The organism is Streptomyces sp. NPDC056734 (assembly GCF_042790455.1).
Classification (GTDB): domain Bacteria; phylum Actinomycetota; class Actinomycetes; order Streptomycetales; family Streptomycetaceae; genus Streptomyces.
Genome location: NZ_JBHTZD010000027.1, coordinates 47,527 through 62,777, shown reverse-complemented (window position 1 = coordinate 62,777; position 15,251 = coordinate 47,527). Strand labels below are relative to the sequence as shown.

At 73.8% G+C, this 15,251-nt stretch carries 13 protein-coding genes; 6 read left to right on the top strand and 7 right to left on the bottom strand.

Going from position 1 to position 15,251, the window contains the following annotated elements; genetic code table 11:
• Positions 1-57: 57 nt before the first annotated feature.
• From ACFRFC_RS32270 to ACFRFC_RS32250, 5 genes are all read right to left on the bottom strand, one after another.
• Complete coding sequence (locus ACFRFC_RS32270) at positions 58-1,107, bottom strand: SGNH/GDSL hydrolase family protein (protein WP_382693048.1); 1,050 nt, start codon at positions 1,105-1,107, stop codon at positions 58-60.
• On the bottom strand, positions 1,104-2,297 hold the full coding sequence (locus ACFRFC_RS32265; protein ID WP_382693049.1) for a glycosyltransferase: 1,194 nt from the start codon (positions 2,295-2,297) through the stop codon (positions 1,104-1,106). Before ACFRFC_RS32265 ends, ACFRFC_RS32270 begins: the two co-directional genes overlap by 4 nt.
• 200 nt (positions 2,298-2,497) lie before the next feature.
• Complete coding sequence (locus ACFRFC_RS32260) at positions 2,498-3,625, bottom strand: glycosyltransferase family 4 protein (RefSeq protein ID WP_382693051.1); 1,128 nt, start codon at positions 3,623-3,625, stop codon at positions 2,498-2,500.
• Between the two features lie 734 nt (positions 3,626-4,359).
• On the bottom strand, positions 4,360-5,775 hold the full coding sequence (locus ACFRFC_RS32255) for a HEAT repeat domain-containing protein (protein ID WP_382693052.1): 1,416 nt from the start codon (positions 5,773-5,775) through the stop codon (positions 4,360-4,362).
• A gap of 321 nt (positions 5,776-6,096) precedes the next feature.
• Entirely contained in the window at positions 6,097-6,489 is a 393-nt protein-coding gene (locus ACFRFC_RS32250; protein ID WP_382693053.1) for an ankyrin repeat domain-containing protein, read from the bottom strand.
• A gap of 383 nt (positions 6,490-6,872) precedes the next feature.
• Here ACFRFC_RS32250 and ACFRFC_RS32245 point away from each other — a divergent pair, with 383 nt between their 5' ends.
• Both ACFRFC_RS32245 and ACFRFC_RS32240 read left to right on the top strand, forming a co-directional pair.
• Complete coding sequence (locus tag ACFRFC_RS32245) at positions 6,873-7,067, top strand: hypothetical protein (RefSeq protein WP_382693055.1); 195 nt, start codon at positions 6,873-6,875, stop codon at positions 7,065-7,067.
• A 116-nt stretch (positions 7,068-7,183) separates the two neighbouring features.
• A complete protein-coding gene (locus tag ACFRFC_RS32240) occupies positions 7,184-8,758 on the top strand; it encodes a hypothetical protein (RefSeq protein ID WP_382693057.1) in 1,575 nt (524 codons plus the stop codon).
• Positions 8,759-9,181: 423 nt separating this feature from the next.
• Here ACFRFC_RS32240 and ACFRFC_RS32235 read toward each other — a convergent pair whose 3' ends face one another.
• Positions 9,182-10,681 carry a PLP-dependent aminotransferase family protein gene (locus ACFRFC_RS32235; protein WP_382693058.1) on the bottom strand — a complete coding sequence of 500 codons (1,500 nt, stop codon included), beginning with the start codon at positions 10,679-10,681 and terminating at the stop codon, positions 9,182-9,184.
• Between the two features lie 263 nt (positions 10,682-10,944).
• Between ACFRFC_RS32235 and ACFRFC_RS32230 the strand changes: the two genes are divergently transcribed.
• The 4 genes from ACFRFC_RS32230 to ACFRFC_RS32215 all read left to right on the top strand — a co-directional run bounded on the left by ACFRFC_RS32230 (position 10,945) and on the right by ACFRFC_RS32215 (position 14,363).
• Positions 10,945-11,541 (top strand): YitT family protein, encoded by a 597-nt coding sequence (locus ACFRFC_RS32230; RefSeq protein WP_382693067.1) that lies wholly within the window; start codon positions 10,945-10,947, stop codon positions 11,539-11,541.
• On the top strand, positions 11,538-12,305 hold the full coding sequence (locus ACFRFC_RS32225; RefSeq protein ID WP_382693060.1) for a glycerophosphodiester phosphodiesterase: 768 nt from the start codon (positions 11,538-11,540) through the stop codon (positions 12,303-12,305). The genes ACFRFC_RS32230 and ACFRFC_RS32225 overlap by 4 nt, the downstream gene beginning before the upstream one ends.
• A 54-nt stretch (positions 12,306-12,359) precedes the next feature.
• Positions 12,360-13,709 (top strand): MFS transporter, encoded by a 1,350-nt coding sequence (locus ACFRFC_RS32220; protein ID WP_382693061.1) that lies wholly within the window; start codon positions 12,360-12,362, stop codon positions 13,707-13,709.
• Positions 13,710-13,988: 279 nt separating this feature from the next.
• Positions 13,989-14,363, top strand: coding sequence for an RNA polymerase-binding protein RbpA (locus ACFRFC_RS32215; RefSeq protein ID WP_046709182.1), 375 nt, complete (start codon positions 13,989-13,991; stop codon positions 14,361-14,363).
• A 215-nt stretch (positions 14,364-14,578) separates the two neighbouring features.
• On the opposite strand, the gene fxsA is transcribed toward ACFRFC_RS32215, so the two are convergent.
• Complete coding sequence (fxsA, locus tag ACFRFC_RS32210) at positions 14,579-15,142, bottom strand: FxsA family membrane protein (RefSeq protein WP_382693136.1); 564 nt, start codon at positions 15,140-15,142, stop codon at positions 14,579-14,581.
• Positions 15,143-15,251: the final 109 nt, after the last annotated feature.

The window sequence follows — 15,251 nt, the reverse complement described above, 5'->3', positions numbered from 1 at the left end:
GGTGCGGGGAACCGCGCGACCGGCCACCCCCGACCCGCAACCCGGCCGGTCACCCCCTCAAGCCGCCTCCGCCTCCGGCGACTCCGCGACCAACGGCAGAGCGGCCACTGGCGGGACAGGCAGAGCTGCCAACGCCGCCGAGCACGCCTGAGCAGCCCTCAGGTCCAGCCGCGCTCCGGTCCCCCGGGCCCGGTGCCGCAGCTCGTCCACAGCGAGCCGCAGCAACTGCGGGAGCAGATCCCCGCACCGCCGCACCACCCACGCGGTCCCGGCCGTGGCCAGCCACCGCACACTGGCCGACCGCGTGGGCACCGGGAACTCCGGCTCGGCGGAGGGCGCCGGGCCGGTCCGCACGCCCGCCGCCGTCAGCAGCGCGTGCGAGCGCAGCGCGAGCTGCCGGTGCCCCCGCTCGCTGGGATGCAGCCGGTCGGCGCTCCACATGGCGCGGTCGGTGGTCCAGGCGCCCTCGGCGGCGTGCAGATGCACCGCCCCGTACCGCTCGGACAGCACATGGACGACGGTGTTCACCGCCCGCTGGCGACGGGCGAGCGGGTCGGCGAGCGCGCCCGGCAGTCCGAGCATGGTGCCCGGGTCGGGCAGACACACGGTGAGCAGGGTGGTGCCGCGCTCGGTGAACGCGGCGTACACCTCGTCCAGCCGCGCCGCGACGGCCCGGATGTCGAAGGTCGCGCGCAGGGTGTCGTTGACGCCTATGACGACGGCCGCCACGTCCGGCTCAAGGGCGAGGGCGGCGGGAAGCTGGGTCTCCAGGAGGTCCCGGGTCTGCGCCCCGCTGGCGGCGAGATTGGTGAAGCCGGCGGGCCGGTCCACGAGTCCCCCGGCGAGCAGCGCGGCCCACCCGCGCCACCCATGTCCGACGGCATGCCCAGGGGAATGCCCCGTGGCACGCCCGGCCGAACGCCCGATGGACCGTCCTGCGGAAAGCCCGCCCGAACGCCCCGTGGAGCGCCCGACGGAATCCCCGACGCGACCCTCCCCACAACCCCCGGTGTGATCCCTGACGTGACCCCCGGCGCGATCCCTGACCGGGTCTCCCACCCCCTCCGTCAGCGAATCGCCGAGCGCGACGAACCGTACGGGTCTCATGCCACGCCTCCCGGCAGACGGGACCCGCGCGGTGCGCGTACGGCGGCGTCGTGGACGGCGAGGAACGCCTCCACGGCCGTGCCCCAGCCGAAACACTCGGCACGCGCGCGTGCCGCCTCGCGCCGCTCCGCCTCGCAGCGCTCCAGGAGCAGTTCGACGGCGTCGGCGAACGCCTCGCCCGTGTCGGCGGCGGCGACCCCCGCCGAGCCGACCACCTCGGGCAGCGCGGAGGAGGCGCTGACCGCGACCGGCGTCCCGCAGGCCAGGGCCTCCAGCGCGGCCAGCCCGAAGGTCTCGGCGGGCCCCGGCGCCAGGCACACATCGGCGGTGGCCTGGAGCGCGCCGAGCAGCGGGCGGTCGGAGAGGTGCCCGAGGAAGGTGACCGGCAGGGACCGTTCGGCGGCCCGCTGTTCGAGCCGGGCGCGCAGGGGGCCGTCCCCGGCGATCACGAGCACCGCCCGCACCCCGCGCCGCCGCAGCGCCTCCAGGGCGTCCAGGGCCGTGCCGGGCCGCTTCTCGACCGACAGGCGGGAGCACATCGCCAGCAGAATCCCGCCCTCGCGCGCGTAGCGGGTGCGCAGGGCGGGCGCGCGCAGGGCGGGGTGGCGCTCCATGAGATCGACGCCGAGGGGGGCGCGTACGACATTGCGGGCGCCGATCCGGACGAACTCGCGCTCGGCGAACTCGGTCGTGCACACGACGCGCGCGTACGTGTGGGCGGTGCGGACGTTGAGCGCGTCGGCGGTGCGCCGGGACAGGTCCTCGGGCAGGCCCCAGGTGCGCAGCACGCCGTCGGCCGTCTCGTGGGAGACCATCACGGCGGGCACACGCGCGCGTCGCGCCCATTTGCCGGTCCAGCGCAGGGTCGTACGGTCGGACACCTCCAGGCGGTCCGGTCCGAGGTCCGCCAGGAGGCGAGCGACCCGCCGTTTGTCGACCAGGACCCGATAGCCGCCGGTGCCGGGCAGCACCGGGCCGGGCAGGGTGATCACCCGGCCCTGTTCGGTCTCCCGGTCGGAGTGCCGCTCGCCGGGCACGATGAGCACCGGCTCGTGCCCTGCGGCCTTGAAGCCCCGGCCGAGTTCGCGCAGGGCGGTGCGCAGCCCGCCGGAGGCGGGGGCGACGAAGTTCGCCAGCCGCACGATCCTCAGGGACTCCCCGGCCGCTCCACCGGGTCCGCCGACGGACACACCGGCAGACGCCTCGATAGACGCATCGATAGACGCATCGGCAGACGCGTCGCCGGACCCACGCACGGACCCGCCCCTGGAGGCGCCTCCAGGGACGCCCATGGAGGCGCCTCCGGACCCGCCACGGGCGCCACCGGCACGCTCCTCGTCACCGGCCCCACCGCCGCGCCTCTCCTCGCCGATGCCATAGGACTCGCCGATCATGCCGCCAGTACCGCCTTCCGCGCGGCGAGGACTTCCTCGTAGTGGCCGATGAGCTGGTCACCGATGGCCGCCCAGGTGCGGCCCTCGACGGTGGCCCGCGCGGCGGTGCCGAAGGCGGCGCGCAGTGCCGGGTCGGCGGCCAGCACCCGCACGGCGTCGCGTACGGCGTCGGCGTCGCGCGGCGGCACCAGGAAGCCGGTGCGGTCGTGCTCGACCAGGTCGAGCGGACCACCCGCGGCGGGCGCGACCACCGGGACCCCGCTGGCCATGGCCTCCTGCACGGTCTGGCAGAAGGTCTCGAACGGGCCGGTGTGGGCGAAGACGTCGAACGAGGCGAAGATCCGGGCGAGGTCGTCGCCGGTGCGGCGGCCGAGGAAGGCGGCGCCCGGCAGGGCCTGGGCCAGCTGCGGCGCGCTGGGCCCGTCGCCGACGACCACCAGGCGTACGCCGGGCAGGGCGCACACCCCGGACAGCAGTTCGACCTGCTTCTCCGGGGCGAGCCGGCCGACGTAGCCGACGATCAGTTCGCCGTCCGGGGCGAGTTCGCGGCGCAGCCGCTCGTCCCTCAGGTCGGGGCGGAAGCGGACGGTGTCGACGCCGCGCGCCCACAGCCGTACGCGCGGCACGCCGTGCGTCTCCAGGTCGTGCTGGGCGGCGCTGGAGGGCGCCAGGGTGCGGTCGGCGGCGGTGTGCACGGAGCGGATGCGGCGCCAGGCGGCGGACTCGCCCGCGTGGACGTAGGTGCGGGCGTAGCCGGCCAGGTCGGTCTGGTAGACGGCGACGGCGGGCAGGCCGAGGCGGGCGGCGGCGGACATGCCGCGCACGCCGAGGACGAAGGGGCTGGCCAGGTGGACGATCTCCGCGCGGTGTGCGGTGATCGCGGCCGTGACGCGTCGGCTGGGGAGGGCGACGCGGACCTGGGGGTAGCCCGGGAGCGGAAGGGACGGGACGCGGACGACCGGGCACGGCGCGTCAGCGTCGGGCCCGGCTCCGGCGGCGGTGGCCGGTGCGACGACGAGGGGAGCGTGACCGCGATCGACGAGGTGCCGGGCGGTCTGTAGCGCGCAATGGGCCACGCCGTTCACATCGGGGGGAAAGGATTCGGTCACGATGACGACACGCATACGGGTGTTGTCGCCGTACCGGACGTGGTCGCGTCAACGTGGATCTTTCCGGACGGGGAACGTCCCATGAGCGTTGCGCTGCGCACCCGAGCGGGCCAGGCGGTGGCCATGTGCGGCTGACCCGTCGGTCACCGGACATTCACCCGGCGGGCGCGAGCCGGCGCGGAACCGCGCGTAGGCCGCTCATGGGACGGTGGCCGCGACCGCCGTCCGGCGGGTACGGGGGGGATCGGTCGCCGTGTGCCGCCGGGCCGCCGGGCCGCTCATGGCGTCGGGCCGGGGCCGCGCACCGTATGCCCCGGGGCCGGTCGTGACATGCCCTCCGGGCCGGTCACGGCAGCCGTCCGAGCCGGTCGCGGCAGACCCTCCGGACCGGTCACGGCACGCCCTCCGGACCGGGTCGCAGCCCACCCTCCAGACCGGGTCGCAGCGGGCCATCCGAGCCGGCCGTGGCGTGCCCACCCCACCGGTCACAACCTCGTGTCGCGGCCGGTCACGGCATTGCGCCGCCGCCGCACACGACGGCCCGTGGAGACGGGCCACGGCGTGCCGCACAGGCCGACCGAGACCCGCCGCAGACGCCGCAGACGCCGCAGACGCCGACCAAGAGGTACCGCCAACGCGGACCAAGCCCTGCCCCCGCAGCCGCTCACGGCATGCTGCCGAGCCCGATCACAGCGAGCCGCGGAGCCCGCTCATGGAGCCTGGTATCGGGGCCTGGTATCGGAGCCCCGTCACGGCGCCCCCTCGGGCCCGATCCGGCTGCGTACCGCCGTCTGGACCTCGGCCTCCTCGGCGGGGTCGGCGGCGAGCCTGCGCAGTCGGTCCACGACGCGGTTGTCGCCGGTCTCGGCGTGCCGGGCGGCGACCTCGCGGGTGGTCTCCTCGCAGTCCCACAGGCACTCGACGGCGAATCCGGCGGCGAAGGACGGGTCGGTGGCGGCCAGGGCGCGAGCGGCCCGGCCGCGGAGATGGGACGACGCGGTCTCCCGGTAGACGTGGCGCAAAACCGGCGCCGCGCAGACGATTCCCAGCCGTCCGGCGCCGTCCACCAGGGTCCACAGGGTGGGGGCGTCGGGGCCTTCGCCGCGCACGGCCTCGCGCAGCGCGCCGAGCACGAGGTCGCGGTCGCGGGTGGCGCCCCGGCAGGCCAGCATCCGGCCGGCGGCGGCGCCGAGCGGATCGGGCCGCCGGGCCCAGCCGCGGGCCCGGTCGACCGCGGCGACACTGCGCATGCGTTCGAACGCGTCGACGGCGGCCTCCACGACGGCGGCCGTGCCGGTGATCACCGCCCCCTCGATCAGTTCGAGGGCCTCGGGGTCATTGCTGTCGGCGAGATAGCGCAGGGCCGTGCAGCGGGCGCCGTCGTCGCCGTCCCGAGCGGCGCGCACGATCTCCGGCCGGTCCTCGGGCCCGGCGACGGCGGCCAGGCAGCGGGCGGCGGGCACATGGAGCGCGGCGCCGCGCTCCATGCCTTGCTGGGCCCATTCGAAGACGGCCTGCACGCTCCAGCCGGGGCGCGGCCCGGACGGCCGCATCTGCCGCTGCCAGCGGTCGAAACAGCCGGTCTCCTGGGCGGCCCGCACGCGCGCGCCGATGGCTTCGCGCGGGTCCTCGGCCCACAGCCGCCACGGCCGCGGCTCGAAGGCGTCGCGTACGGCGGTGGCGAGCGCGGCGTCGCCCTCCGGGCCCGCGGGGAACCGGGCGAGCACGGGCTGGGCCAGGGCGCGCAGCCCGGCGTCGTCGTCGCGCAGGGCGAGTTCGTCCAGGGCCCAGGCCCAGCTGGCGCCCCCGGCGGCGTACCGGCGCAGCAGGTCGAGCGCGTCGCGGCGGCCGTAGGAGGCGAGGTGGCCGAGGACGGCGAGGGCGAGGCCGGTGCGGCACTCCTCGGTGTCGAGGGCGTCCTCGGGGTCGAAGAGATGGGCCTCGACGGCGTCGAGGTCTCCGCCCAGGTCGAGATAGAGCCGGGCGTAGTACAGGGAGCGGTTCTCCACCTGCCAGTCATGGCGGGGGTCGTGCAGCACGCAGTGGTTGAGTGCCGCCAGCGCCTCGGGGCGCGGTGCGGTGAGCGCGTGCAGTGTGCCGTCGCCGCGGCCCCGCTGGAGCAGGCCGAGCAGCGTCCCACTGGGCGCTATGACCGGATCGAACATGGGAAACAGCCTCACATCAAGCGTCGACGCAACCGGGGGTCTGGCACTACCTGGCCGCGTGACACGTCGGGGCGCCCGCCGTTTCCTGCTTGCTGCAAGCCATTTTCCTCTGCCTCTCGTTGGTGGCCCGAGCGGACCGCGTCACGGCCCGCGCGGTGCGGCAACACCTGCCCAGCCATCGCGTCCGTGAATCACGACGTCATGATGACCCGGCGCTTTGCGCTGCCGCGACCGATATTTCCGGCGGCCAGGTACCGCCTCCCCCGTTTTCCGTGTCCTGCCCGGCCAGGGAGCCTGTTCTCCCTGGTCAGGTGTGCGCGATCAGCGCGCGCCGAACAGCTCCAGCAGCTCGGCCCTGCCGAACATGCGGGCCGTGTCCACGGCCGAGGGAGTCCCGGCGGACGGGTCGGCCCCGGCCTCCAGCAGCGCCCGGATCACCTCTTCCTCGCCCTTGAAGACGGCCCCGGCGAGCGGGGTCTGGCCCCGGTCGTTCACCCGGTCGGCCTCGCCGCCCCGGGCGAGCAGGGCGCGGACCGTGCCGGCATGGCCGTGATAGGCGGCGAGCATCACGAGGGAGTCGCCTCGGTCATTGGTGAGGTTGACCGGAACTCCGGCGTCCACATAGGTCACCAGCGCCTCCGTCCCGCCCTGCCGGGCCAGGTCGAAGATCTTGGTGGCCAGCTCCACGACCTCGGGGTCGGGGGCTTCACTCATCGGCGGGACCGCCTCTCACTGCGAGCGTGGGGACTACGGGAACGACTACGGCCAAGGGGACTGCTGGGGAACGACCGGACGCCCGGTTCGGCCGCTGGGTGGGCGGCCGGGGCGTCCCGTAACCAAGCGTACGGCGGCGAGCGGTGCCGCCGTACGGGTGAATCGCCAGCGTACTGGCTGTGCAGGTACATGACCGCCAGGATCACGGGCCCCGATCGCCGGTCCCCGCGGGGGCGCAACAGTGCAGCTCAACGGGGTAGACAGGCCTGGCCGGACGGGTGAAATCGGTGACATTTCACTCAGTTGCACCTTTTGTCGTATGGATACATGCTGTGAGCCTGGAAGTACTCACGGTGACTGTCCCCTCGACACCAGGAGTCCTCATGATCTTCTCCATCTCGGGCGTCGTCCTGCTCGGCATCGTCGTGTTCATCTTCTTCCGCAAGGACGGACTGAAGGCGTCCCACGCGCTGATCGCGGCCCTGTTCGGCTTCTACCTCGCCAGCACGGCCATCGCGCCCAGCATCAAGGCGGGCGGCGAGAGCCTGGCGGGCCTCCTGGGCGGCATCAAGTTCTGACCCCGCCCCTGACCCCGATCCCGACCCCCACCCTGCCCCCCACATACACCCACCCACACACACAACCCACCACCTGGAACTCTCCCCCACTTCCGTTCGTACTTCAGGAGACAGCAGTGGCGCGGCGCCCCCTCCCCATGATTCTGAGCAACGGCAGCGCGCAACTGGCCCGGAGCCGGGAGCTGGCCCGGACGGCGGCCGACAGTGCCACCGATGTCCTCCATCCGCTGATCACCCTCACCCGCGGAATGCGCCGGCTGGCGGGAGCCGGGCGGCGCAAATGGGCCGCCACCCCCAAGGACAAGCGCGGGCCACTGCTGTTCATGGTGGCCTCCCTGGTCCTGGCGGTGGCGCTCGTCCCGTACGGCCCGCTGCTCGCCCTCATCACCCTGATGGCGGCGGCGGCCTGGCAGGGACGCGAACCGAAGGACGCCGCGCCCGACGGCCCGGACGCCACCCAGATCCAGCGCCTCCAGTCGCTGTACGAGGCCCTGGTCCCGTACTTCTCGGCCGCCGAGGACCCGGCGCCGGTGTACGCCCACGGCGGTGACTGGGAACAGGTGCTGACCGATCACGACTTCGACGACGCGGGCCGGATCACCCGCCTGGTGGTCCACTACCCGGCCTATTTCACGGACGGCGAACCGGCCGCCCGCGCCCGCATCGAACAGCTCCTCACGGCGAAATCGGGCCGGGGCCGTGAGTATCACTTCGGGTGGGACGAGGAGGGCAACCAGCTCACAGTCACCGTCCTCGCCCCGCTGCCCACCGACATCGCCGCCCAGCGGTTCGTCACCGCGCCGGGCGAGACGGTCCTCGGCTTCACCGACCCCGCCGACGTCCCGCGCACGCTCCCCCTCACCCACGGGGCGCAGCGGCGCGACGTCCCTCCGGTCGTCTGGCGTACGGGCGTCCGCTCGACGGAGCCGCACCTGCTGGCCGTCGGCCACCCCGGCAGCGGCACGTCCACCCTCCTGCGCTCGATCGCCCTCCAGGCCCTCCAGTACGGCGACGTCCTCATCGTCGAGGGGGGCAGCACCGGCGAGTACGCCTGCCTGACGGGGCGCGACGGCGTACTGACCGTCGAGTGCGCGCTCGCGGGGGCGCTGGCCGGCCTGGAATGGGCGGCGCACGAGACGGAGCGGCGCCTGATCGCCGTCAACCGCGCACGCCAGGCGGGGCACCCGCCCCCCGAGGACACCAAGCGTCCGCTGTGGATCCTGCTGGACCGTCCGTCGATGCTCGGCCATCTGGCCGCGGCGGACGGCGACAAGGACCCGCAGTCCCTCCTCCAGGTCCCCCTGCGGCACGGCCGCGCGGCGAACGTCACGGTGGTGGTGGCGGAACACGCCGACAGCGTGGATGCCCTGAGCGAGGCGGTACGGCAGCACACGCGCGCGCGTGTCGTGCTGGGGCCGGCCAGGGTCGATGACCTGGAGGCGATCCTGGGGGTGCCGCCCCACACCACCCCGCTCGCCGATGTCCCTCCGGGCCGGGGTTACGCCCGCCTCGGCACGGGGCCGGTTCTGCGCCTCCAGGTCCCGGCGACGCCGGACCCCTACGACGAGGCGACGCCGGACGCGCACCGGGAGGCGGTCCAGGCGCTGCTGCCGCCACGGACCATGCCGGTGGCTCCGCCGGTTGCTCCGCCGGTTGCTCCGCCGGAGACGGTGGGTGCGGAGACGCCGTAGGGGTGCCTGTTCGTCGCCGGGTGCGGGTGGGTGGGGGCTGGTCGCGCAGTTCCCCGCGCCCCTTCACCGGCACGGCAGTCACCCGCGTCACCATCAGCCGGCACGGCAGTCGCCCCCGACACCAGCCTCCGCCACCACCGGCGCCCCACCGCTATAGGCCCCCCGCCACAGGGTTGCGCGGAGACGCCGTAGGGGTGTCGGTCGTCGCGCGAGTGCGGGCCGGTGGGGGCTGATCGCGCAGTTCCCCGCGCCCCTTCAGCGGCACCGCAGTCACCCGCGTCACCAGCCACGGCCATCACCCACCGGCACCGCAGTCACCCGCGTCACCAGCCACGGCCGTCACCCACCGGCACGGCAATCGCCCACGACACCGCCCGCCGCCACCACGGGCCGCCGCCACGAGTCGCCGCCACGAGTCGCCCCTTACGCCACGAACGTGCGAGGTGCCTCGCCGCCAGCCAACCCCCCGTTCTCCACCAACCGTGCCGCCGCCGCCAAGCGGGTCGCCGCTTCCTCTGCCACCGCGCCGTTCACCGTGAACGGCAGTCGTACGTAGCCCTCGAAGGCGCCGTCGACGCCGAAGCGGGGGCCGGACGGGACCCGTACCCCCACCCGCTCCCCCACCTCGCCGAGCCTCGAACCGGACAGGCCGCCCGTCCGCACCCACAGGGTCAGGCCGCCCCTGGGCACCTCGAAGCTCCACTCGGGCAGCTCCCTGCGCAGGGCCGTGACCAGGGCGTCCCGGTTCTCCCGGGCCTGCTCCCGGCGGATCTCCACCGCCCGCTCCCAGCCGCCGGTGCTGAACAGCCAGTTCACCGCCAGCTGTTCCACCACGGGCGTGCCCAGATCCGCGTACGCCCGCGCGGCGACCAGGCTGCGGATCACGTCCGGTGCCGCCCGCACCCACCCGATCCGCATCCCCGCCCAGAACGCCTTGCTGGCCGAGCCGACCGTGATGACGGTCGACCCCGCCGGATCGAACCCGCACACCGGACGCGGCATCACCACGTCCTCGTCCAGCCACAGCTCGCTCATCGTCTCGTCGGCCACCAGCACCGTCCCGGCGGAGCGCGCCGCCTCCACCAGCCGCCGCCGCTGGTCGTCGTCGGCCAGCGCCCCGGTCGGATTGTGGAAGTCGGCCACGACGTACGCGAGCCGGGGCGCAGCCTCCCGCAGCACCTGCCGCCAGCGGTCCATGTCCCACCCGGTGAGCCCCTCGGCCATCGCCACCGGCACCAGCCGCGCCCCGGCCTCCCGCATCAGCTGAAGGATGTTCGCGTACGACGGTGACTCCACGGCGATCCGCTCGCCCCGTCCGCCGAAGAGATGGCAGATGGCGTCGATGGCCCCCATCGCCCCGGTCGTCACCATGATCTGCTCGGGCATCGTCGGGATGCCCCGCGCGGTGTACCGCTCGGCGATCATCGCGCGCAGCGCGGGCAGCCCGGCCGGGTAGTCGCCGTGCGTGTGGGCGTACGGCGGGAGGTCCTCCAGGGCGCCCTGCACCGCCCGGGTCAGCCAGGGCTCCGGTGCGGGCAGCGCGGCGCAGCCCAGGTCGATCACCGACCCCAGCGCCTCGGGGGGCAGCGGCTCCAGCCCGCGCGCGGGAAGGGGGTTACCCGCCGGTACGGCGGTCCAGCTCCCGGCGCCCCGCCGGGACTCCAGGAAGCCCTCCGCGCGCAGTGCCTCGTACGCCGCCGCCACCGTCGTACGGCTCACCGACAGCGCCACCGCCAGCTCGCGCTCGGCGGGCAGCCGCGCGGCCACCGGCACCCGGCCCTCCAGCACCAGCAGCCGGACGCCGTCGGCAAGCGCGCGATAGGCGGGCGGGCGGCGGCTGCCGGGGCCCGCGGGGCGGTCCTGCTGCGACTGAAGCAGCCGGGCGAGCTGGGCCGCCCCCACCGCGGAGGTCCACTGCGGCATGATGACCAGTCCACCTTTCCAGAATTGGCCATGGATGGCGTTTTCTCCCAAGCCACAGAGTGTCATGAAGCAAGCCACGATCACCACACCAGGAGCCAGTCTTGTCCACACCGCCACCCGAGCCGCCTGGGCCGCCTGGGCCGCCTGGGCCGCCCGGGCCGTCCCAGGCGACCGGGGCGTCTCCCGCGACCGGGCCGCCGGAGCCGCGCCAGCGCCCCCGCCGCCTCCCCCGCCGCCTCACCCAGCTCTACTCAGGACTCGCCCTGTACGGCGTCAGCTCCGCGCTGCTCGTGGAGGCGGGCCTCGGGCTCGAACCCTGGAACGTGCTCCACCAGGGACTCGCCGAGCTGACCGGCCTGACCATCGGGGTCGTGTCGATCGTCGTCGGGGCGCTGGTCCTGCTGCTCTGGATCCCGCTGCGCCAGCGGCCGGGGCTCGGCACCGTCTCCAATGTCTTCGTCGTCGGCCTCGCCATGGACGCCACGCTCGCCCTGGTGCCCACCCCCGGCACGCTCGCGATACGCGTGCCGCTGATGCTGGCCGGGATCGTCCTCAACGGGGCCGCCACCGGGCTGTACATCGCCGCCCGGTTCGGGCCGGGGCCGCGCGACGGGCTGATGACCGGGCTGCACCGGCGCACCGGGCGCTCGATCCGGCTGATGCGGACGGCCGTCGAGATCGCCGTGGTCGTCACCGGCTTCGCGCTCGGCGGGACCATCGGCGTCGGCACCCTGCTGTACGCGGTGTCGATCGGACCGCTCGCCCAGCTGTTCCTACGGGTGTTCGCCGTCCCGCGGGCATCCGCAGGCAGCACGGTCGTTGCCGAAGGGTCACCCGCGCGGGCGATACTGCGAGGGTGAGCGCGCCGATCCGTCACCCCTACCTCGACCACCCCGGCCCCATCCCCTTCGCCCATCGCGGCGGGTCGGCGGACGGGCTGGAGAACACCGTGGCGCAGTTCCGGCGCGCGGTGGAGGCCGGTTACCGGTACATCGAGACGGATGTCCATCTCACCCGCGACGGCAGGCTGGTCGCCTTCCACGACGCCACGCTGGACCGGGTGACCGACGGCGCGGGCCGGATCGCGGACCTGCCCTGGGACGACGTACGGCACGCGCGCGTGGCGGGCAAGGAGCCGGTGCCGCTGTTCGAGGAGCTACTGGAGACGTTCCCCGGCGTGCGGTGGAACGTCGACCTCAAGGCCGAGCCGGCCCTGCATCCGCTGCTGGACCTGATGGAGCGGACCGGCTGCTGGGACCGGGTCTGCGTCGGCTCCTTCTCCGAGGCCCGGGTGCTGCGCGCCCAGCGCCTCGCGGGCCCGCGCCTGGCCACCTCGTACGGCACCCGGGGCGTGCTGAATCTGCGGCTGCGTTCCTGGGGCGTGCCCGCCGCGCTGCGCTCCTCGGCCGTCGCCGCGCAGGTCCCGGAGACGCAGTCGGGCATCCCGGTGGTGGACCACCGCTTCGTGCGGACCGCCCACGCGCGCGGGTTGCAGGTACATGTGTGGACGATCAACGATCCGGAGCGGATGAACAGGCTTCTGGACCTGGGCGTCGATGGCATCATGACCGATCACATCGACACGCTGCGCAAGGTCATGGAGGACCGGGGCGTCTGGGTCTGACCGCCCGCCCGCGCGCGGTGGTGCCAGGGGACCACGGGGAAGGCGAGGACACGGGTGGGGACCGACACCGCGCGGGAGGGGCCGGCCGGTGAGGCGGCCGAGCGGCGGCGCGAGCAACGCGGCTGGTACGTGTACGACTGGGCGTGCTCGGTCTACTCGACCACTGTGCTCACCGTGTTCCTGGGGCCGTATCTGACCTCGGTCGCGGAGCGGGCCGCCGACGCCGACGGGTTCGTGCATCCGCTGGGCGTCCCGGTCCGCGCGGGCTCGTTCTTCGCCTACTCGGTGTCCCTGTCGGTGATCGTGGCGGTGGTGCTGATGCCGCTGGCCGGCTCGCTCGCCGACCGCACGGGGCGCAAGAAGCGGCTGCTGGGCGTGGCGGCGTACATCGGCGCGGGTGCCACGACGGCGATGTTCTTCCTCGGCGGGGACCGCTATCTGCTGGGCGGGCTGCTGCTGATCGTCGCCAACGCGGCGCAGTCGGTGGCGATGATGCTCTACAACTCCTATCTGCCGCAGATCGCCGCCCCAGAGGAGCGTGACGCCGTCTCCTCGCGCGGCTGGGCGCTCGGCTACGCCTCCGGGGCGCTGGTCCTGGTCGCGAATCTGGTGCTGTATCTGCGCCACGCCGACTTCGGTCTCACGGAGTCCGCGGCGGTGCGGATCTGCCTGGCCTCGGCGGGGCTGTGGTGGGGGGCGTTCGCGATCGTGCCGCTGCGGCGGCTGCGGGACCGGGCGCGCCCGGCGGGCGAGGCGCCGGCGGCCGGCGGACTGCGGCAGCTCGCGGCCACCGTGCGCCACATGCGCCGGCATCCGCTCACCCTCGCCTTCCTGCTCGCCTATCTCGTCTACAACGACGGCATCCAGACGGTGATCACCCAGGCGTCGGTCTACGGCTCGCAGGAACTGGGGCTCGGCCAGTCCACGCTGATCGTGGCGGTGCTGCTGGTGCAGGTGCTCGCGGTGGCGGGCGCGCTGGGCCTGGGCAGGCTGGCCAACCGCTACGGCGCCAAGCGCACGATCCTGGGCTCACTGGTCGCCTGGACCGTCACGCTCACCGCGGGCTACTTCCTCCCGGCCGGGCAGCCGGGGTGGTTCTTCGCGCTCGCCGCCGGGATCGGGCTGGTCCTGGGCGGCAGCCAGGCGCTGTCCCGCTCCCTGTTCTCGCATCTGGTGCCGCCCGGGAAGGAGGCCGAGTATTTCTCGGCGTACGAGCTGAGCGACCGCGGGATGAGCTGGCTGGGGCCGCTGCTGTTCGGTCTGACCTACCAGGTGACCGGGAGCTACCGGGATGCGATCATCTCGCTGGTGGCCTTCTTCGTCCTGGGTTTCGTGCTGCTCGCGCGGGTGCCGGTACGGCGGGCCATCGCGGACGCCGGGAATCCGGTTCCCGAACGGATTTAGCACTCAGGGCGAAAGGGCTGTAGTGTACGCGTTTGGCCTGCCAGGCGTACCGTTACTGCGCGTCAAAGATGCTAAAACGCTGGGTGACATCTCCTAGCACATGTGACAAACCGGGCGCCGGTGGGTACGAGATGGGTCAGCAAGACTGCGGCTACGACGGCGACGCACGACCCCGGAACGGGACTCGGAACGGGAATCTTTACCGCCGACCGGACGTTGACCGGATGACGACGACAGCGACACCTGTCCTGTGGGCGACAAGCCCGGGAGGCACGATTCATGAGTGAGCGAGCTCTTCGCGGCACGCGCCTTGTGGTGACCAGCTACGAGACGGACCGCGGTATCGACCTGGCCCCGCGCCAGGCCGTGGAGTACGCATGCGAGAAGGGGCACCGCTTCGAGATGCCCTTCTCGGTCGAGGCGGAGATCCCGCCGGAGTGGGAGTGCAAGGTCTGCGGTGTCCAGGCACTCCTGGTGGACGGCGACGGCCCTGAGGAAAAGAAGGCCAAGCCCGCGCGTACACACTGGGACATGCTGATGGAGCGGCGCACCCGCGAGGAACTCGAAGAGGTCCTTGAGGAGCGGCTGGCCGTTCTGCGCTCGGGGGCGATGAACATCGCGGTTCACCCCCGGGACAGCCGGAAGTCCGCCTAACGCAGTAGGCGGGGGAACACCGACGCACGCACATGACCGCGGGCGCCGTACGTCATTGCACGTACGGCGCCCGCGGTCATGTGCGCATTGCGTCGCGGTCGTGGTGTCCCGTGGAGTCGGTCATGTGCCCCATGGGACATCGCCGGTCCCGCCCAGGCGTGAGGGGCACGCCGCCGACACCCGGGTGCCGATGGCGTGCCCCTCACGCACGCGTGTCACCGGTTCAGCGGCGGGCGCGGCTGTCGCGGGTCCGGGTGGGCGTCCGTGGGCTCGTCCCGGATCACCTCGCCCTGCACGACCTTGCCGTCGGGGCGGTGCATGCGGGCCTGCTGGAAGGCGTCGCCGAGGGTGCCGGGAGCGGTCTGACGCAGCCGGCGCTCGAAAGCGCGCTCCGCGTATCCGCTGACGGCCTTCTGGACCACCGGGATCAGCAGCAGCAGCCCGACGACGTCCGAGATCAGCCCGGGGATCATCAGCAGCAGGCCGCCGAGCATCTTCAGCCCGTTGCCCCCGCCGCCGGTGGGGGCGGTGCCCTTCTGCATCGCCTCGTTGAGCGCCTGGAAGGCCCGCCGGCCCGCCAGCTTGATGACCGCGGCACCCGCCACGATCCCGGACAGCAGGATCAGGAACACGGTGAGCCCGCCCGCGCTGCTCGCGACCACGGTCAGCAGCCAGATCTCCAGCACCACCCACGCCGCGATGCCCAGCGGCAGGACGGTGCGCAGCCGCGAGCGCCGCGGCCGTGCGGGGGACGGAGGGGTAGGTGCGCCAGTCGTCATGCGTCCAGTGTGCCTGGGCCCGGCTCAGGGCGGGATAAGCCCGACGTCAACGGTGTCTGTGCGCCCTTACGACACCGCCGGAGCCGACCGCTCCGCGGGGCGACACGGC

Bases quoted from the DNA above. Each gene is read 5' to 3' on its own strand.
- ACFRFC_RS32270 (WP_382693048.1), bottom strand. From the start codon at position 1,107: ATGAGACCCGTACGGTTCGTCGCGCTCGGCGATTCGCTGACGGAGGGG.
- ACFRFC_RS32260 (WP_382693051.1), bottom strand. From the start codon at position 3,625: ATGCGTGTCGTCATCGTGACCGAATCCTTTCCCCCCGATGTGAACGGC.
- ACFRFC_RS32255 (WP_382693052.1), bottom strand. From the start codon at position 5,775: ATGTTCGATCCGGTCATAGCGCCCAGTGGGACGCTGCTCGGCCTGCTC.
- ACFRFC_RS32250 (WP_382693053.1), bottom strand. From the start codon at position 6,489: ATGAGTGAAGCCCCCGACCCCGAGGTCGTGGAGCTGGCCACCAAGATC.
- ACFRFC_RS32245 (WP_382693055.1), top strand. From the start codon at position 6,873: ATGATCTTCTCCATCTCGGGCGTCGTCCTGCTCGGCATCGTCGTGTTC.
- ACFRFC_RS32235 (WP_382693058.1), bottom strand. From the start codon at position 10,681: ATGCCGCAGTGGACCTCCGCGGTGGGGGCGGCCCAGCTCGCCCGGCTG.
- ACFRFC_RS32215 (WP_046709182.1), top strand. From the start codon at position 13,989: ATGAGTGAGCGAGCTCTTCGCGGCACGCGCCTTGTGGTGACCAGCTAC.
- fxsA (WP_382693136.1), bottom strand. From the start codon at position 15,142: ATGACGACTGGCGCACCTACCCCTCCGTCCCCCGCACGGCCGCGGCGC.